This window comes from Pseudoxanthomonas spadix BD-a59 (genome assembly GCF_000233915.3).
In the GTDB taxonomy this organism is placed as follows: Bacteria; Pseudomonadota; Gammaproteobacteria; order Xanthomonadales; family Xanthomonadaceae; genus Pseudoxanthomonas_A; species Pseudoxanthomonas_A spadix.
The window spans coordinates 1,861,006-1,879,400 of the sequence record NC_016147.2; the positions used below are offsets into that span (position 1 = coordinate 1,861,006).

Annotated in this window: 11 protein-coding genes; 4 read left to right on the forward strand and 7 right to left on the reverse strand. The window is 66.7% G+C overall.

The features are described 5' to 3' along the window. Nucleotides 1-10: 10 nt before the first annotated feature. From acnB to DSC_RS08335, 3 genes are read right to left on the reverse strand one after another with little or no spacing between them, the layout of a single operon-like run. The gene (gene acnB / locus DSC_RS08325; protein WP_014160717.1) at nucleotides 11-2,614 is read right to left on the reverse strand and encodes a bifunctional aconitate hydratase 2/2-methylisocitrate dehydratase; all 2,604 of its coding nucleotides are present in this window, start codon (nucleotides 2,612-2,614) and stop codon (nucleotides 11-13) included. A gap of 46 nt (nucleotides 2,615-2,660) precedes the next feature. Continuing rightward, the gene (locus DSC_RS08330; protein WP_014160718.1) at nucleotides 2,661-3,059 is read right to left on the reverse strand and encodes a type II toxin-antitoxin system VapC family toxin; all 399 of its coding nucleotides are present in this window, start codon (nucleotides 3,057-3,059) and stop codon (nucleotides 2,661-2,663) included. 13 nt (nucleotides 3,060-3,072) lie between these two features. Beyond that, nucleotides 3,073-3,303, reverse strand: coding sequence for an AbrB/MazE/SpoVT family DNA-binding domain-containing protein (locus DSC_RS08335; protein ID WP_014160719.1), 231 nt, complete (start codon nucleotides 3,301-3,303; stop codon nucleotides 3,073-3,075). A gap of 364 nt (nucleotides 3,304-3,667) precedes the next feature. On the opposite strand from DSC_RS08335, the gene acnA reads away from it, so the two are divergent. The 3 genes from acnA (at nucleotide 3,668) to DSC_RS08350 (ending at nucleotide 9,705) form a co-directional block, all read left to right on the forward strand. Further along, nucleotides 3,668-6,436 (forward strand): aconitate hydratase AcnA, encoded by a 2,769-nt coding sequence (gene acnA / locus DSC_RS08340; RefSeq protein WP_014160720.1) that lies wholly within the window; start codon nucleotides 3,668-3,670, stop codon nucleotides 6,434-6,436. 447 nt (nucleotides 6,437-6,883) lie between these two features. Beyond that, nucleotides 6,884-8,572: an AMP-binding protein gene (locus tag DSC_RS08345; RefSeq protein ID WP_014160721.1), complete on the forward strand. Its 1,689-nt coding sequence runs from the start codon at nucleotides 6,884-6,886 to the stop codon at nucleotides 8,570-8,572. Nucleotides 8,573-8,832: 260 nt separating this feature from the next. After that, nucleotides 8,833-9,705 (forward strand): crotonase/enoyl-CoA hydratase family protein, encoded by an 873-nt coding sequence (locus tag DSC_RS08350; protein WP_014160722.1) that lies wholly within the window; start codon nucleotides 8,833-8,835, stop codon nucleotides 9,703-9,705. Nucleotides 9,706-9,974: 269 nt separating this feature from the next. On the opposite strand, the gene DSC_RS08355 is transcribed toward DSC_RS08350, so the two are convergent. From DSC_RS08355 to prfB, 4 genes are all read right to left on the reverse strand, one after another. Beyond that, nucleotides 9,975-12,197, reverse strand: a complete 2,223-nt coding sequence (locus DSC_RS08355; RefSeq protein WP_043291142.1) for an ATP-binding protein — start codon at nucleotides 12,195-12,197, stop codon at nucleotides 9,975-9,977. Nucleotides 12,198-12,202: 5 nt separating this feature from the next. Further along, nucleotides 12,203-13,342 (reverse strand): cyclic di-GMP phosphodiesterase response regulator RpfG, encoded by a 1,140-nt coding sequence (gene rpfG, locus DSC_RS08360; protein ID WP_014160724.1) that lies wholly within the window; start codon nucleotides 13,340-13,342, stop codon nucleotides 12,203-12,205. A gap of 311 nt (nucleotides 13,343-13,653) precedes the next feature. Continuing rightward, nucleotides 13,654-15,162: a lysine--tRNA ligase gene (gene lysS / locus DSC_RS08365; protein WP_014160725.1), complete on the reverse strand. Its 1,509-nt coding sequence runs from the start codon at nucleotides 15,160-15,162 to the stop codon at nucleotides 13,654-13,656. A 65-nt stretch (nucleotides 15,163-15,227) separates the two neighbouring features. Continuing rightward, nucleotides 15,228-16,353 (reverse strand): peptide chain release factor 2 gene (gene prfB / locus DSC_RS08370; RefSeq protein WP_122227223.1). Its coding sequence is split into 2 segments (ribosomal slippage): nucleotides 15,228-16,277 and nucleotides 16,279-16,353, totalling 1,125 coding nucleotides; the frame shifts between segments, so codons are not numbered across the junction. A 115-nt stretch (nucleotides 16,354-16,468) separates the two neighbouring features. Here prfB and DSC_RS15700 point away from each other — a divergent pair. After that, on the forward strand, nucleotides 16,469-18,373 hold the full coding sequence (locus DSC_RS15700; protein ID WP_014160727.1) for a GGDEF domain-containing protein: 1,905 nt from the start codon (nucleotides 16,469-16,471) through the stop codon (nucleotides 18,371-18,373). Nucleotides 18,374-18,395: the final 22 nt, after the last annotated feature.

Here is an 18,395-nt window from a genome sequence, read left to right on the forward strand (position 1 = left end):
GGTCGACCGATCAGGCGGCGGTTGCCTCGCTGCGCTGGTATTCCTCGATCTGGTCGAAATTCATGTAGCGGTAGATCTCGCTGCTGCTGGCATCCAGCACGCCCACGCCTTCCATGTACTCGGCCTTGGTCGGGATGCGGCCCAGGCGCGAGCAGATCGCGGCCAGCTCGGCCGAACCCAGGTAGACGTTGGAGTTGCGGCCCAGGCGGTTGGGGAAGTTGCGGGTGGAGGTGGAGAACACCGTCGCGCCCTCCTTGACCTGCGCCTGGTTGCCCATGCACAGCGAGCAGCCCGGCATTTCCATGCGCGCGCCGGCGCTGCCGAAGGTGCCGTAGTGGCCTTCCTTGGTCAGCTCGGCGGCGTCCATCCTGGTCGGCGGGGCCACCCACAGCTTGGTCGGCAGGTCGCGCTTGCCTTCCAGCAGCCTGGAGGCGGCGCGGAAGTGGCCGATGTTGGTCATGCACGAACCGATGAACACTTCGTCGATGGTCGCGCCGGCCACTTCGGACAGGGTCTTGACGTCGTCCGGATCGTTCGGGCAGGCCAGGATTGGCTCGTGCACGTCGGCCAGGTCGATCTCGATGACCGCGGCGTATTCGGCATCGGCGTCGCGTTCCAGCAACTGCGGATCGGCCAGCCAGGCTTCCATCTTCTCGATCCGGCGCTGCAGGCTGCGCGGGTCCTTGTAGCCCTCGGCGATCATCCACTTCAACAGCGTGATGTTGCTGTTGATGTACTCGATGATCGGCGCCTTGTTCAGGTGCACCGTGCAACCGGCCGCCGAACGCTCGGCCGAGGCGTCGGACAGCTCGAAGGCCTGTTCGACCTTCAGCTCCGGCAGGCCTTCGATCTCCAGGATGCGGCCGGAGAAGATGTTCTTCTTGCCCTGCTTGGCCACGGTCAGCAGACCGGCCTTGATCGCATACAGCGGGATCGCGTTGACCAGGTCACGCAGGGTCACGCCCGGCTGCAGCTTGCCCTTGAAGCGCACCAGCACGCTCTCGGGCATGTCGAGCGGCATCACCCCAGTGGCCGCGGCGAAGGCCACCAGGCCCGAACCGGCCGGGAACGAGATGCCGACCGGGAAGCGGGTGTGCGAATCGCCGCCGGTGCCGACGGTGTCGGGCAGCAGCATGCGGTTGAGCCAGCTGTGGATCACTCCATCGCCCGGACGCAGCGAGATGCCGCCACGGGTGGAGATGAACTCCGGCAGGGTGTGGTGGGTCCTGACGTCCACCGGCTTGGGGTAGGCGGCGGTATGGCAGAACGACTGCATCACCAGGTCGGCCGAAAAGCCCAGGCACGCCAGATCCTTGAGCTCGTCGCGGGTCATCGGGCCGGTGGTGTCCTGGGAACCGACCGAAGTCATCTTCGGCTCGCAGTAGGTGCCCGGGCGCACGCCCTGGCCTTCCGGCAGGCCGATGGCGCGGCCGACCATCTTCTGCGCCAGCGTGTAGCCCTTGCCGGTATCGGCCGGCTGCTGCGGCAGGCGGAACAGGTCGGTCACCGGCAGGCCCAGCGCCTCGCGCGCCTTGGCGGTCAGGCCACGGCCGATGATCAGTGGAATGCGGCCACCAGCGCGCACCTCGTCGAACAGCACCTCGGACTTGACCTGGAACTCGGCAATGACCTTGCCATCCTTGAGCGCCTTGCCCGCATACGGATGCAGCTCGATCACATCGCCCTGCTCCATCTGCGACACGTCCAGCTCGATCGGCAAGGCGCCTGCGTCCTCCATGGTGTTGTAGAAGATCGGCGCGATCTTGGAGCCCAGGCAGACGCCGCCGAAACGCTTGTTCGGAATGAACGGGATGTCCTGTCCGGTCCACCACAGCACCGAGTTGGTCGCCGACTTGCGCGAGGAACCGGTGCCGACCACGTCGCCGACGTAGGCCACCAGGTGGCCCTTTTTCTTGAGCTCCAGGATCTGCTGGATCGGGCCACGCTTGCCGTCTTCCTCCGGAGTGAACGGCGCGCCATCGCGCTTGTTCTTCAGCATCGCCAGGGCGTGCAGCGGGATGTCCGGGCGCGTGGTCGCGTCCGGCGCCGGCGACAGGTCGTCGGTGTTGGTCTCGCCCGGCACCTTGAACACGGTCAGGGTCATCGAGGCCGGCACTTCCGGCTTGCTGGTGAACCACTCGGCATCGGCCCAGCTCTGCAGCACGGCCCTGGCGTTGGCGTTACCGGTGTCGGCCTTGTCCTTGACGTCATGGAAGGCGTCGAACACCAGCAGCGTGTGCTTGAGCGCATCGGCTGCGATCGCGCCGACGGCGGCGTCATCCAGCAGCTCGACCAGCGGGTGCACGTTGTAGCCACCCAGCATGGTGCCCAGCAGCTCGGTGGCGCGCTCGCGGCTGATCAGGGCGTTCTTCTCGGTGCCAAAGGCCAGGGCGGCCAGGTAAGACGCCTTGACCTTGGCAGCATCGTCCACCCCGGCCGGCACGCGCTGGGTGATCAGATCCAGCAGGAAATCCTGTTCAAAAGACGCGGCTTCGCCCGCCGGCGGGGCCTTGAGCAGTTCGATGACCTGCGCGGTCTGCTGCGCGGTCAGCGGCAGCGGCGGGATGCCCAGCGCGGCGCGCTCGGCAACGTGGTGACGATAGGCTTCCAACATGATCAAACTCCCGGTACGAAGGTGCGAATATGGAAATGGTGAAGTGTCAGGCCTGCGGCACGATCAGCCGCAGGCCCTTGAAGTAGTCTCGGTAGAACGGCTGGCTGTGGGTGATCAGCGCGTCGCACTGGAGCAAGGCATGGGCGCCCACCAGGAAATCGGGCAGCGTCTGCGGGCCACCGCCGCGCTGGCGATAGCGCCGCTGCATCTCCCCGGCGCGCAGCGCGGACTTGGCCTCCAGCGCACTGAAGTGGATGCCCATTTCCTCCAGCACGCCCAGCGCCTCGGCGCCATTGCGCAGCGCGCCGCAGACTTGGGCCAGGGTGACATCGCAGACCACCACACGGCCGCTGGCCAGGCACTGGCGCAGGCAGGCTTCGGCGGCGTCGGCCTGCGGACCGTTGGCCAGCAGGTCCACCAGCACGGCAGAATCGATGGCAATCACGTCGCGTCCGTCTTCAGGACTTGGACGGCTCGCCGGTGGCGCGCACGGCGGCCTCGGGCGATTCGAACCCGTCCAGCGCAAATCGCCCGCGCGCCCTGGAAATGGCATCGTCCACGCTCTTGCGCAACACGATCCGGCTGCCGTCCAGCTCGACTTTCAGCAGCGTCCCCTTGGTCAGGCCCAGCGCATCGCGCACGGCCTTGGGCAGGGTGATCTGACCTCTCTCGGCGACGGTCGCTTCCATGGGAAGCCCTCTTGAAGTATGCATGGATTATACATACTTCTCGTTCCATACTGGGCGCTGACCACATTGTCCTGCCCGTGCCCTGCGGCCGATACCCGTTTGTCACGCCGCGGCGTGGATACTGAACAGGCAAGGAGTCTGTCGGGCTTTGGCGGTCGAGGCGAAAATTCGGCTGCGCGAGGACAGATTTTCGGCGATTCGCCGCCGCATAGTGGTTCTATGGGGCAAGAAGCGACGGAAATATGGACCGCACAGCCGGATTTGCAGCCCGGCCGGCCAAAGTCCGACAGGCTCCTAGGTCATCGGACCGCCAGCGCCGGACGGTCATGCCCACCGCGCACGTCACATCGAACAGGAGCCTGACATGAGCGATTCCTTCAAGACCCGCAGCCAGCTGGACGTGGCCGGGACCTCTTACACCTACTTCAGCCTGCCCACCCTGGGCCAGCGCTTCGATATCACCGGCCTGCCCTACTCCATGAAGATCCTGCTGGAGAACCTGCTGCGCTGCGAGGATGGCGTCAGCGTCACCCCCGAGCACATCCAGGCCGTTGCCACCTGGGACCCGGAGGCCGAGCCGGACACCGAGATCGCCTTCATGCCCGCGCGCGTGGTCCTGCAGGATTTCACCGGCGTTCCATGCGTGGTCGATCTGGCCGCCATGCGCGATGCGGTGGTCAAGCTGGGCGGCAATGCCGACCAGATCAATCCGCAGATTCCTTCCGAACTGGTGATCGACCATTCGGTCCAGGTGGACGTGTTCGGCAGCCCCGACGCGCTTGACCTCAACGGCAAGATCGAGTTCCAGCGCAACAAGGAACGCTACAGCTTCCTGCGCTGGGGCCAGAAGGCGTTCGACAACTTCAAGGTCGTCCCGCCCAGCACCGGCATCGTCCACCAGGTCAACCTTGAGAATCTGGCCCGGGTGGTGATGACCCGCGAGCAGGACGGCACGGTGTTCGCCTATCCCGATACGGTGTTCGGCACCGACTCGCACACCACCATGATCAATGGCCTGGGCGTGCTGGGCTGGGGCGTGGGCGGCATCGAGGCCGAGGCGGCGATGCTAGGCCAGCCCTCGTCCATGCTGATTCCGCAGGTCGTCGGCTTCGAGCTGACCGGCAAGCTGCCCGAAGGCGCCACCGCCACCGACCTGGTGCTCACCATCACCCAGATGCTGCGCAAGCATGGCGTGGTGGGCAAGTTCGTCGAATTCTTCGGCCCGGGGCTGCAGCACCTGCCATTGGCCGACCGCGCCACCATCGGCAACATGGCGCCCGAATACGGCGCCACTTGCGGCATCTTCCCGATCGACCAGGAATCGCTGAACTACCTGCGCCTGTCCGGCCGCGAAGAGAACCACATCGCCCTGGTCGAGGCCTACGCCAAGGCCCAGGGCCTGTGGCACGACGCTGGCAGCGCCCCTGCCAGATACAGCGCCACCCTGCGCCTGGACATGGGCGAAGTGAAGCCCTCGCTGGCCGGCCCCAAGCGCCCGCAGGACCGCGTGCTGCTCAGCGACATGAAGGCCAACTATCGGCAAAGCGTGGCGCCCCTCGTCCAGGCGCGCGAGAACAAGCGCAACAGCGACCTCAAGCAGGAAGAGCGCCTGGCCAACGAGGGCGGTGGCGGCACCGCGGTGGGCGCCGAAGCCGCCCACCGCGAACCGGCCGGCGACACCGGCTCGGGCTGGCAACTCAAGGATGGCGCGGTGGTGATCGCCGCGATCACCTCGTGCACCAACACCTCCAACCCGGCGGTGATGCTCGGCGCCGGCCTGCTGGCGCGCAACGCGGTGGCCAAGGGCCTCAAGGCCGCGCCGTGGGTCAAGACCTCGCTTGGCCCGGGCTCGCTGGTGGTCACCGATTACCTGAAAAAAGCCGGGGTGATGGATGATCTGGAGAAGCTGGGCTTCTACCTGGTCGGCTACGGCTGCACCACCTGCATCGGCAACTCCGGTCCGCTGCCGGACGATGTATCGGCTGCGATCGCCGAGGGCGACCTGGCGGTGACCTCGGTGCTGTCGGGCAACCGCAACTTCGAAGGTCGCGTGCATCCGGAAGTGAAGATGAACTACCTGGCCTCACCGCCGCTGGTGGTGGCCTACGCGATCGCCGGCACCACCGACATCGACCTGACCTGCGAGCCACTGGGCAAGGGCAGCGACGGCAAGGACGTCTACCTCAAGGACATCTGGCCGACCAACAAGGAAATCGGCGACTTCATCGCCAGGACCATTGGCCCGGAGATGTTCAAGAAGAACTATGCCGACGTGTTCAAGGGCGACAGCCGCTGGAACAGCATCCAGTCGCCCGACGGCAGCCTGTATGTGTGGGACGCCGACTCGACCTACATCAAGAACCCGCCCTATTTCGAGGGCATGTCGGCCCATCCGGGCACGGTCGACGACGTGCACGGCGCGCGGATCATCGGCGTGTTCGGCGACTCGATCACCACCGACCACATTTCCCCGGCCGGCAACATCAAGAAGGATTCGCCGGCAGGGCGCTTCCTGCTGGCCCGCGGCGTCCAGCCGGCGGACTTCAACAGCTATGGCAGCCGGCGCGGCAACGATGATGTGATGGTGCGCGGCACCTTTGCCAACATTCGGATCAAGAACCTGGTGTTCGGCGGCGAGGAAGGCGGCAACGCGCTGTACTACCCCAAGGCCGGCGGCAGCCCGGAAAAGCTGGCGATCTACGACGCGGCGATGAAGTACAAGGCCGACGGCGTGCCGCTGGTGGTGCTGGCCGGCAAGGAGTACGGCACTGGCTCCTCGCGCGACTGGGCGGCCAAGGGGACCAACCTGCTGGGCATCAAGGCGGTGATCGCCGAGAGCTTCGAGCGCATCCACCGCTCCAACCTGGTGGGCATGGGCGTGCTGCCGCTGCAGTTCAAGGAGGGCGAAAATGCGCAGTCGCTGGGGCTGGATGGCTCGGAGGTCATCGATGTCACAGGGCTCAACGACGGTGATTCCAGGACCGCCCAGGTCGTGGCGAAGAAGGCCGATGGCTCCGAGGTGAAGTTCGAGGCCCGCGTCCTGCTGCTGACGCCGAAGGAAGTGGAGTACTTCCGCCACGGCGGCCTGCTGCATTACGTGCTGCGCCAGTTGGCTGCAAAAAAGGCCGCCTGACACCGGAACCGGCGCAAGCCGGCCCTCGCGGTGCGCGAGGGCGTTCGAGGGCGCGCGAACCAATGGTTCGCAAAACGCGCCCTCTCACCCACCACGGCGGCCTGTTGCATGACGCGTCGCACCAGTTGGCTGCGAAGAAAGCCGCATGGCGGGGCGAAAGTGGGACCGCGATCGGCGCAGCTGACCTGATCGTCATCGCAACAACGCGAAAGGCCCGCAATGCAGGGCCTTCCGCGATCAAGCCAACGCCACACCACCGCCTCGGCGCGGGCATAGGAGTCGGGATGAGCCAGGATCAGGGCCAGCCAGGTCAACCAGACCATGCGCCCGGGTACTGAAAGATTCCGGTTTGGGCCGCCTGCCGGTATGCTCATCGCCACGATTTTTGCAGGGGACACCGGATCGCCCGGCTGCACCCGAACCGAGCACCCCTGGGAGGGGCAGACGATGATGCAGGACCGACCCTGGTTTGCCAGCTATCCCGATGGCATGCCGCACGAGATCGACGTTGAGGAATACCGCTCCATCGTCTCTGCCCTCGAGTCAACCATCGACAAGTACCGCGACCGGCCGGCCTACCTCAACTTCGGCAAGATCCTGACCTACGCTGACCTGGATCGCCTGAGCGGGCAGATGGCCAGCTATCTGCTGCACGAACTCAAGCTCAAGCGCGGTGCCCGCGTCGCGGTGATGATGCCCAACTGCCTGCAGTTCCCGATCTCGATCTTCGGCATCCTGCGCGCGGGTCTGACCGTGGTAAACGTCAATCCGCTCTACACTTCGCGCGAACTGCACCACCAGCTGCAGGATTCCGGCGCCGCGGCGCTGATCGTGATCGACAACTTCGGCGACACCGCGGCGCAGGCGCTGCCCGGCACCCAGGTCAAGCACGTGGTCAGCACGGCGCTCGGCGACATGCTCGGCTTGCCGAAGGGACCGCTGGTGAACTTCGTCCTGCGCTACCTGAAGAAAATGGTGCCGGACTATGAAATCGACGGCGCGGTGCGTTTCCGCGATGCCCTCGCCCTGGGCAAGGGCAAGTCGCTGCCCAAGCTGGACATCCAGCCCGACGACATCGCCTTTCTGCAGTACACCGGCGGCACCACCGGCGTGGCCAAGGGCGCGATGCTGACCCACCGCAACCTGGTGGCCAACATGCAGCAGGCTTCCATCTGGGTGGGCAGCAAGGCCCGGCCGGGCGAGGAATACATCATCACCGCGCTGCCGCTCTACCATATCTTCGCCTTGACGGCCAACTGCCTGGTCTTCATGAAGTTTGGCGCGCTCAATCACCTGATCACCAATCCGCGCGACATGAAGGGCTTCGTCAAGGAGCTGTCCAAGGCCCCGTTCACCGCCATCACCGGCGTCAATACGCTGTTCAACGGGCTGCTCAACACGCCCGGCTTCGACAAGGTCGATTTCAGCAGGCTGCGCCTGACCCTGGGCGGCGGGATGGCCGTGCAGCGCGCCGTGGCCGAGCGCTGGAAACAGGTCACCGGCGCGACCCTCGTGGAGGCCTACGGCCTGACCGAAACCTCGCCGGCCGTGTGCATCAACCCGATGAACCTGGCCGACTACAACGGCTCCATCGGCCTGCCGGTGCCTTCCACCGACTGTTGCCTGAAGGACGACGACGGCAACCTTGTCGAAGGCGACGAGAACGCGGTGGGTGAGCTGTGCGTCAAGGGTCCGCAGGTCATGAAAGGCTACTGGAACCGCCCCGATGAGACTGCCAAGGTCATCGATGCCGATGGCTGGCTGCACACCGGCGACATGGCACGCATGGACCGGCAGGGCTTCTTCTATATCGTCGATCGCAAGAAGGACATGATCCTGGTGTCCGGCTTCAACGTGTACCCGAACGAAGTCGAGGACGTGCTGGCCGGGATGCCCGGCGTGCTGGAAGTGGCGGCGGTCGGCGTGCCCGACCCACATTCTGGCGAGGTGGTCAAGGTCTTCATCGTGCCCAAGGACCCCGGCCTCACCGTTGAGCAGGTCAAGGCGTTCTGCCGCGAGAACCTTGCCGGCTACAAGCAGCCGCGCCACGTCGAATTCCGCACCGAGCTGCCCAAGACCAATGTCGGCAAGATCCTGCGCAAGGAACTACGCAGGCAGGAAGAAGCGGCACGCTGAGCGTGCGGCTGCGCGCCCTGCGGGCGCGCATCTGGAGCCTGCGTCGCCCTCTGGCAGGGTGCCCGGGCGACGCGTGGCCTGCGGGCGCGCGCCGGTGCTTTTGTGACGAGCATCCCATAAACAATGGCGATCCTGCTGAACGGCATAAGCCGTTGAGTTAATTCATTTTTCCGAATTATTTAACAGTCCGTTCAGGTGTAGCATCGTTTGCGCCGCGGCCAACGTGGCGCTTGCCTTCCCACAGCCTCCAGGATATCGCCATGAACCAGATCGAAAAGCTCCAGCGCACTCGCCCCTTCTCCACCATCCGCACCGAACTGACCCACGAGGACAGCAGCCATTGGCTGTTCATGCATGCCGATGCCGCCGAAGGTATCCGTCCGTGCTGCCGCCCGGAAATGCTCGACGAGATGTGGGCATTCATGAGTTCGATCACGCGCGCGCCTGCGCAGCGTCGCAGCGGCGAGTTGCGCCATTTCGTGCTGGCCTCCGATGCCAATGCCTACAACCTCGGTGGCGACCTGAACCTGTTCACCAGGCTCATCCGCGAAGGCAATCGCGATCGCCTGCTGGCCTACGCGCAGCGCTGCGTGGAAGGCGTGCACCACCTGCATGTCGGCTTTGGCGGCGACGTGCGCAGCATCGCGCTGATCCAGGGCGATGCGCTGGGCGGTGGCCTGGAAATGGCGCTGGCCTGCCACACCATCGTGGCCGAGGAAGGTTCCGGCATGGGCCTGCCGGAAGTGCTGTTCGGCCTGTTCCCGGGCATGGGGGCCTATTCGTTCCTGTGCCGTCGCGTGGCGCCGCAGGTGGCCGAGAAAATCATCCTGGAAGGCCGCGTTCATAGCGCCGAGGAAATGTACAGACTGGGTGTCGTCGACATTCTCGTGCCCAAGGGCCAGGGCGTGGCCGCGGTCGAGGACCTGATCCGCCAGCAGCGGCGTATTCCCCATTCGTATCTGGCAATGAACCAGGCGCGCAACCTGGCCCAGGCAGTTAGCTACGACGAACTGCTGGAGATCACCAAGGTCTGGGTGGAAACCGCACTGGCCCTGGGCGACAAGTCGCTGCGCACCATGGACCGACTGGTCAAGGCGCAGACCCGTCGCGCCACGCTCGAGGTCGTCGCCTGAGCGCGGTACCGGTCTGAGGAAGGGATTCCGGCCCGGCCCTTGCCGGGCCCGTGACCACGCTTCGCCGATCGCTGCGGCCACCGCGTCTGCCGATGGCCGAGGCGGCTAGCAGCCTGTCGGGCTTTGGTGGTCGAGGCGAGAATTCGGCTGTGCGAGGTCAGATTTTCGACGGTTCGCCGGCCCATAGTGGTGCTATGGGCCAAGAAGCGGCGGAAAGATGGACCGCACAGGCGGATTCGCAGCCCGGCCGACCAAAGTCCGACAGGCTGCTAGCGCTCGGCTCCGCCGTCGCGGGCCTTGTGTCGCTGTGCACGTGCGATCAGCGCTTCACGGCCCATGTCCAGGTGCGTGTGCAATTGGTGCATGCGCTGGCGCCATTCGGATTTGACCTGCCAGTCGGCCATGCGCATGAACTGGCCGCCCTCCTCGGCCAGCCGCGTCAGGCCCAGATTACCGGCCACCCCTTTCAAGGCATGTGCGTGTTCGCGCACGCGCTCCCATTCGTGCTGTTCGCCGGCGCGGGTCAGCCCGGCGAAACAGGCATCGGCATCGGCCAGGCACTGCTGAATGAATTCCTGCTCGAACGCCTCGCCCATCCCCAGCTGCGCCAGCTCGTCCAGCACGCGCGGGTCCAGCACCTGGTGCTGCTGGCCGGCCTGCGTGACGTCGGCCCCGCGTACCGGAGTCAGCTTGGACGGCGTGCGCAGGCTGGCGTTGACGGCGATTTCGCCGAGGTAATCCAGCAATTTGGACGCGGCCACCGGCTTGGCCAGGAAGGCGTAGGCGCCAGCCTGCTCGCAGCGGCTGATCGATTCGGGCGTCACGTCGGCGCTGAGGACCATCACCGGTGTGATCGGCCCACCGCCAGCCTGCATCACCCGCAGTTCCTTGAGCAGGTCCAGGCCGCTCATGCCAGGCATGTGCAGGTCGATGATCACCGCGTCGTAGTCGGACATGGCCATGGCATCGAGCACGTCCTCGCCGCCGTTGACGCAACTGACGCGATGGCCGGCCTTTTGCAGCAAGCGCTGTAGCACCATGCGGTTGGCCTGGTGATCGTCGGCCACCAGGATATGCATGCAGCGCACGCGCGCGCGGTGACGCAGGAACGGATCGGAGAAGGCGATGACGTTCTCGGCCGTGCCGAGGTGCTGAGGCTGGACTTCGGCCTGGGTCTGCTCCTCCAGCGCCAGGGCCGGCACCATCGGCGCTGGCGCGGCGTGTGGATCGACCGCGCGGAACGGCATTTCCACCCAGAACGTACTGCCCAGGCCGACTTCACTCTCGAACCCGATCGTGCCGCCCATGGCTTCGGCCAGGCCCTTGGCGATCGCCGTGCCCAGGCCGGTGCCACCGTAGCGACGACTCATGCTGACGTCGGCCTGTTCGAAGGCTTCGAACAGGCGACCCTGCAGGCGCAGCGGGATGCCGATGCCGGTATCGATGACCGTAAAGCGCAGGCGCGGGCCGCGATCGGCATCGCTGGCGGCCAACCGCGACACCTGGATGCGCACGCCACCGCGCTCGGTGAACTTGACCGCATTGCCGACCAGGTTGATCAGGATCTGGCGCAGGTGACGGGCATCGCCGCGCAGTACCGGCGGCACGTCGTCGGCGAAACTGACCGCGTAGTCCAGACCCTTGGCCTTGGCCTGCGGCAGCATGATGAAGCCCACGTGCTGGACCAGCTCACGCGGAGAAAATTCCGATTCGTCCAGGCGCAGCTTGCCAGCCTCGATGGCCGAGATGTCCAGCACCTCTTCCACCAGCGCCAGCAGGCTGCGGGCCGATGCCTGGATGGTGTTGAGGCACTCGCGCTGCTCGCCGTCCAGGCGCGTGGTGGCCAGCACCTCGGTCATGCCGGACAGGCCGTTGAGCGGGGTGCGGAATTCATGGCTCATGTTGGCCAGGAAGCGGCTCTTGGCCTCACTGGCCCGGCGCGCCTCGGCGCTGGCGCCGGTCAGCTTGCGCAGCAAGCCGGAGAAATACAGTGGCACCGCGGCCAGGCCCACGAGCAGGCCGATGGCCAGTTTCAGGTTGGCCAGCCAGTAGTCGGTCAACAGCACCGTAGTGGCGAAGCTTGACATCGCCATGACCACCGCCAGGTAGAGGTAGTTGTTGCCGTAGCGCAGGCCGTTGCCCACGGTGACCCACATCACCACCACGTAGACCCAGCTCAGCGGCTCGCCCATGTGGATCATGCCGGCGGCCATCAGGCCATAGTCGGCCAGCATGCCGACGATGCGGCGCGCATCCGAACGCCCGGGCCTGGCCAGCATCCACGCCAACAGCCCCCAGGCCAGGGTCAGGCCAGTCAGCACGATGGTCAGCGCCCTGGCGTACTGGCCTTCCGGCAAGTCAGCGCGGACCGGCGGCAGCAGCACGTACAACAGGATCAGGCTGATCAATGCGATGCGCACCGCGGCCTGACCCTGCTCATTGTCGCGGCGCACGGCCAGCCGTTGCTTCAGCGTTGTCAGCAGTGCAGCCATGGTCATCACTCCATTCCGGGCCGAACCGGCAGGGTGGAATAGCGTTCGCAGATCTGGTCCAGCCGCTCGCGACCGCGGAACAGCGCGTCCACGCAGGCCGGGTCGAACAGGCGGCCACGCTGGGCGTACAGGTAGGCCAGCGCCGCGTCGCGGGTCCAGGCCGGCTTGTAGGGACGCGCGGAGATCAGGGCGTCGAACACGTCGGCCACCGCCACGATGCGGGCCTCGATCGGGATCTGCTCGCCGCGCAGGCCATCGGGGTAACCGCTGCCGTCGTAGCGCTCGTGATGGCGCAATGCGATCAGGGCGCCGGCCTGGATCAGCCGATTCTGGCTGCCAATCAGCAGTTCGTGGCCGATCCTGGGATGGCGGCGCATGATCACCAGTTCGTCCTCGTCCAGCGGTCCGGGCTTCATCAGCACCGCATCGGGAATGGCGATCTTGCCCATGTCGTGCAGCGGCGCGGACAGTTCGATCGAGCGCACGTCTTCCTCGCCCATGCCCAGCTGCTCGGCGACCAGCGCGGCCACGCGCGACATGCGTTCGAGGAAGGCGCTGGTGCCGCGGTCGCGGTATTCGATGGCGCGGGCCAGGCGCGAGAGCGTCTCGCGCTCGCGCTCCTCGACCTCGTGCATGCTCGCCAGCAGGCGCTGCTCCAGTGACAGGGCGCGCTGCTTGACGTTCTCGGACTGCTGGCGCAGCTGCAGCAGGTTGCGGCAGCGGGCGCGCAGCTCGCGCGGGCGCACCGGCTTGACCAGGAAATCGATGATGCCCGCTTCCAGCGCGGCCTGGCGGATCGGCTCGTCGCCGACCACGGTGATCAGGATCACCGGGATGTCGCGGTGCATCGGCAGGCGGCGGAAGCGGCGGGCGAACTCCAGCCCGTCCATGCCCGGCATGCGGTAGTCGAGCAGCAGCAGGTCGGTGCGGTTGCTGCTGCACCAGTCCAGGGCCACCTGGGGATCGCCGAAGTCGTGCACGGACAGTTCGGTGGCGATGTCCTCGATCACGTGGCGCAGCATGGTCCGCGCGGACGCCTGATCGTCGACGATGACGATGTTCAACTCACTGCCCGCGCCGTTGGGCCAGCGCTGCTGGTCGGTGGGCGATGAGACCGCGGTGAAGACTCGGTTTGGGGTGAGCATGTATGGCCACCTCTCGGGGGATGGCGAGGCTGCAGGGAACTATAGGGGAAATGCCGCAATGCCGGATTTTTCACCCTGAACGCAACCGAGTGCACCGTACGGGGGAAGATGATGCACAAAACATGCCACCCATGCTCACCGCCGCCACCGGGGGGCGCGATCGAACCTGGTGCCGGGGCGTTGCCGCCGCCGGGCGCCCAGGCACGCGTTCCTGCGGAAGATGCATTTGGTCCGATGGCCGCCGCAGCGCCCCGGACCGGACGCGCGTCCGATCGCGCACAGGCGCCACTACTGCCCCGGTGCGTCACTTTTCAACCCTGCGCTTCGGGGCGCATGTAGGGGAACAGCAGCACATCCCGGATTGAATCGGCCCCGGTCAGCAGCATCACCAGCCGGTCGATGCCGATCCCCAGGCCGCCGGTCGGTGACATGCCGTACTCCAGGGCGCGGATGTAATCGGCGTCGAAGTGCATGGCTTCGTCGTCGCCACCTTCCTTGGCCTCGACCTGGGCGCGGAAGCGCGCGGCCTGGTCTTCCGGGTCGTTGAGCTCGGAGAAGCCATTGGCGATCTCCTTGCCGTTGATGAACAGCTCGAAGCGGTCGGTGTAGCCGGCCTCGGTATCGCTGGCGCGGGCCAGCGGCGAGACTTCCAGCGGGTAGCCGGTGATGAAGGTCGGCTCGACCAGGGTGTGTTCGACCGTGGCCTCGAAGATCTCCAGCAGCAGCCTGCCCCAGCCATAGGACGGTTTGACCTTGATCTGCAGCCGTTCGCAGTGGCCCGCCAGCGCCTGGCGGTCGGTGCAGTCGGCCACGGTGATGCCCGGATTGTGATGGCGCACGGCCTGGTCCATGCGCCAGCGGCGGAACGGCTGGCCCAGGTCGATGTCGGCGCCCTCCCAGCGCACCTGGGTGGTGCCCAGCACGGACTGGGCCACGTCGCGGATCAGGTTCTCGGTCAGGTCCATGATCTCGTGGTAGGTGGCATAGGCCTCGTACAGTTCGAGCATGGTGAATTCGGGGTTGTGGCGGGTGCTGACCCCTTCATTGCGGAAGTTGCGGTTGATCTCGTAGACGCGCTCCAGGCCGCCCACGACCAGGCGCTTGAGGTACAGCTCCGGTGCCACGCGCAGGTACAGGTCCAGGCCCAGCGCGTTGTGATGGGTGGTGAAGGGCCTGGCCGTGGCCCCGCCGGGGATGTAATGCATCATCGGCGTTTCCACTTCCAGGAAGCCGCGCGCGTCCAGCCAGGCACGGATCGCGCGGATGATCCTGGAGCGCTTGATGAACACTTCGCGCGCCTCCGGGGTGACGATCAGGTCCACGTAGCGCTGGCGGTAGCGCTGTTCCACATCGCTCAGGCCGTGCCACTTGTCCGGCAGCGGACGCAGCGACTTGGTCAGCAGGCGCAACGTGGTGGCCTTGACCGACAGCTCGCCGGTGCGGGTGCGGGTCAGGGTGCCTTCGACGCCGACGATGTCGCCCACGTCCCAGCCCTTGAACGCCTCATAGCGCTCGCCCAGCACATTGCCCTGCAGGAACAGCTGGATGCGCCCGGATTGGTCCTGGATCTGGGCGAAGCTGGCCTTGCCCATCACCCGCTTGGCCATCAGCCGGCCGGCGAGCCTGACCTGGCGGTCCAGCCCTTCGAGCACCCCGGCAGTGAAGGTGTCCGCATCGGCGAATTCGGCCTGCAGGTCACCGGCCAGCGCGTGGCGACGGAAGTCGTTCGGATAGGCGATGCCCTGCCCGCGCAGGGCGTGAAGTTTGCCGCGGCGCTCGGCGATGAGGCTGTTTTCGTCGATGGGCGGCGGTTCATTCATGGCGATGAGGGTCTGAAAGGGGATGAAACAAAGCAAGCGCCTGATGGGCAGGCCGCGCAGGTCGATCAGGCGTCGATGCGCCGAGCGCCGGCGTCCAGGCCGGATTTGAGGCTGGCTTCGATGAATTGGTCCAGATCGCCGTCCAGCACCTTCTGGGTGTCGGTGCGCTCCACGCCAGTGCGCAGGTCCTTGATCCGCGACTGGTCCAGCACGTAGTTGCGGATCTGGCTGCCCCAGCCGATGTCGGCCTTGGTCGCTTCCAGCGCGTTCTTCTCGACGTTGCGCTTCTGCACTTCCAGCTCGTAAAGCTTGGCGGCCAGCATCTTCATCGCATTTTCGCGGTTCTGGTGCTGGCTGCGGCCGGTCTGGCAGGCCACCACGGTGTTGGTCGGGATGTGGGTGATGCGTACCGCCGACTCGGTCTTGTTGACGTGCTGGCCGCCGGCCCCGGAGGAACGGTACACGTCGGTGCGCAGGTCGGCCGGGTTGATGTCGATCTGGATGTTGTCGTCGATCTCGGGCGAGACGAACACCGAGGTGAAGCTGGTATGGCGGCGGTTGTCCGAATCGAACGGCGACTTGCGCACCAGCCGGTGCACGCCGATCTCGGTCTTGAGCCAGCCGTAGGCGTACTCGCCTTCCACCCGCACCGTGGCCGATTTGATCCCCGCCACCTCGCCGCCGGAGACTTCCATCAGTTCGGTCTTCCAGCCACGCGACTCGCACCAGCGCAGGTACATGCGCAGCAGCATTTCGGCCCAGTCCTGGGCCTCGGTGCCGCCGGCGCCGGCCTGGATGTCCAGGAAGGCATTGGCGCTGTCCATCTCGCCGGAGAACATGCGCCGGAATTCGAGCTTGTCCACGGCCGCCGCGATCCGGTCCACGTCGGCGACCACGGCCAGCGCGGTGTCCTGGTCGGACTCCATCTGCGCCAGTTCCAGCAGTTCGCCGGCGCTGGCCAGGCCTTCGGTCAGGTCGCGGATGCCGTTGACGGTCTTGTCCAGCTGCGAGCGCTCCCGACCCAGGGCCTGGGCGCGTTCGGCGTCGTTCCAGACCTCGGGGTTCTCGAGCTCGCGCTCGACCTCTTCCAGACGCTCGCGCTTGGCGTCGTAGTCAAAGAAACCCCCGGAGTGAATCCAGCCGCGCAGTGAGTTCGGCGATGCGGTGACGGACGGGATTGAGTTCGATCATGAAAGCGCACGGGTCTTGAGGCAAGACCGCAATTCTAGCAAGTCTGCCCCACCCGGCCGCCGCCCGGACCGGCATCTGGCTACAATGGCCACTCCGGTAACAGGGGACCGGCACCTTGCCTTGGATCGTCCGCAATATCCTTTGGGGGATCGCGCCGCTGTTGCTGTCGGCGGGTCTGTCCGCGCCCGCGCAGGTGGCGGGCGAGGACCCGCTGGAGGCCCAGATCGGCCGCTGTTTCCAGCTGCGCCGCAGCCAGCCCAGCGAGGCGGCACAGATCGCCCAGCGCGCCCTGCCCCAGGCGCAGCGCGATCCCGCCCAGCGCATCAAGCTGCTCAGCTGCATGGGCCAGGCGCAGGCGCTGGCCGGCGACGGCACCGCTGCCATCGCCACCGTCGACCGGACCGTGGCCGAGCTGAAGGCCCATCCGCAGCCGCCGCCGTTCATGCTGCGCGCCTATTCCAACCTCGCCGTAGCCTTGCATGTGGCCGGGCAACTGCATCGGGCGCTGGACTACTACAAACTGGCCTACGATGCGGCGCTGGCCGCCGATTCAGCCGCAGCCCAGGTCAGCACGCTGATCAACGTGGCGATCATCTACAGCGAGGAACTGGCCGCCTACGGCCAGGCCGAGGACTATTTTGCCCGGGCCCAGGTGATCGCCGACCGCAGCGGAAAACCCAGCCCCCTGCTGGCCTACAACCGCGCGATGAACGCCATCCGCGCCGGCCGCGACCAGGCCGTCCCCTCGCTGCTGGACCAGGCCGAGCGCATCGCCCGCGCCAGCGATACCCAGATCATCATCGCCCGCAGCCAGGCCGAACGGATCGCGCTGCAGGCCCGCCGCGGCCTGGCCGAAAACCCGCGCCCGCGCCTGCTGGAGATCGCCCGGCAGCAACAGCAGGCCCAGGACCCATCGGGCGCCTCGACCACGCTGGTGCGGGTGTCGGCACTGGCGCTGGCCGATCGCGACCCGGCCGCGGCCCTGCACCAGGCGAGCGCCGCGCTGGCCCTGGCCCGCAGCGGCGGGTTCCGCACCGAGCAACGCGATGCCATGCAGGCACTGCTGGCCGCGCAGCGTGCGCTGGGCCAGTATCGCCAGGCGCTGGCCACCAGCGAGGCCTTGAACCATCGCCAGGTCCAGGAGCTGCGTTCGCACAACCTGGCGGGACTGGCCACCCTGCAGGAACGCCTGAGCGATACCGAGCGCGTCCGCGAACTGGCCGCCGTGCGTGCCGACCAGCGCGTGCAGGCGCTGCAACTGGACAGCGCGCGTACCCTGCGCAACCTGGCGATCCTGGGTTTCTGCGCCCTGGCCCTGCTCAGCGCCGGGTTCTACATCTACCAGCGCAGGGTGCGCGCGCGGCTGGAGCTGCTCAGCAGCACCGACGCGATGACCGGCATGCTCAACCGGCGCGCGGCCAACGCGCGCATGGCCGCGCTGCCCACCCAGAGCGATGGCGCGCAGCGGCATGTGGCCTTCCTGGTGGACATCGACCACTTCAAGGACGTCAACGACCGGCACGGCCACCAAACCGGCGATGCGCTGCTGGTGGAAATCGCCCGGCGCCTGCGCACCCAGGGCGAGCCGGACGGCATCGTGGCGCGCTGGGGCGGCGAGGAGTTCCTGGTGGCGCGGGCCAACGTGGATCTTGCTCGTGTGGTCCAGCTCGCCGAGGACATGCGCGCGAGCATCGCCGACCATCCGGTGGCGCTGCCTGACGGCGGCACCCAGCCGATGACGGTCTCGATCGGGTTCGCCTGCTGGCCCTTCTATCCCGACCTGCAGGGTCAGCAGCGCGGCGATTTCCACCATGCGCTGAGCCTGGCCGATCGCGCCCTGTACGCCTCCAAGCACGGCGGACGCGATGCCTGGACCGGGCTATGGGGCAATGCGGGGATCCACACGGCAGCGGTCTCGGCCCTGGACCATCCCGACCAGGCCGAAGCCGCCGGCCAACTCCGCGTGCTGACCAACCGGGCGCCGGTGCAGTGGCGCGCCCGCGCGCAGGCCCAGCAATGAAGGCGGGCACGTGGCCAAGCGC

Excerpts from the sequence above, each read along its gene's own strand:
- DSC_RS08335 (WP_014160719.1), bottom strand. The coding sequence starts at position 3,303 with ATGGAAGCGACCGTCGCCGAGAGAGGTCAGATCACCCTGCCCAAGGCC.
- rpfG (WP_014160724.1), bottom strand. The coding sequence starts at position 13,342 with ATGCTCACCCCAAACCGAGTCTTCACCGCGGTCTCATCGCCCACCGAC.
- DSC_RS08350 (WP_014160722.1), top strand. The coding sequence starts at position 8,833 with ATGAACCAGATCGAAAAGCTCCAGCGCACTCGCCCCTTCTCCACCATC.
- DSC_RS08355 (WP_043291142.1), bottom strand. The coding sequence starts at position 12,197 with ATGGCTGCACTGCTGACAACGCTGAAGCAACGGCTGGCCGTGCGCCGC.
- acnB (WP_014160717.1), bottom strand. The coding sequence starts at position 2,614 with ATGTTGGAAGCCTATCGTCACCACGTTGCCGAGCGCGCCGCGCTGGGC.
- lysS (WP_014160725.1), bottom strand. The coding sequence starts at position 15,162 with ATGAATGAACCGCCGCCCATCGACGAAAACAGCCTCATCGCCGAGCGC.
- DSC_RS08345 (WP_014160721.1), top strand. The coding sequence starts at position 6,884 with ATGATGCAGGACCGACCCTGGTTTGCCAGCTATCCCGATGGCATGCCG.
- acnA (WP_014160720.1), top strand. The coding sequence starts at position 3,668 with ATGAGCGATTCCTTCAAGACCCGCAGCCAGCTGGACGTGGCCGGGACC.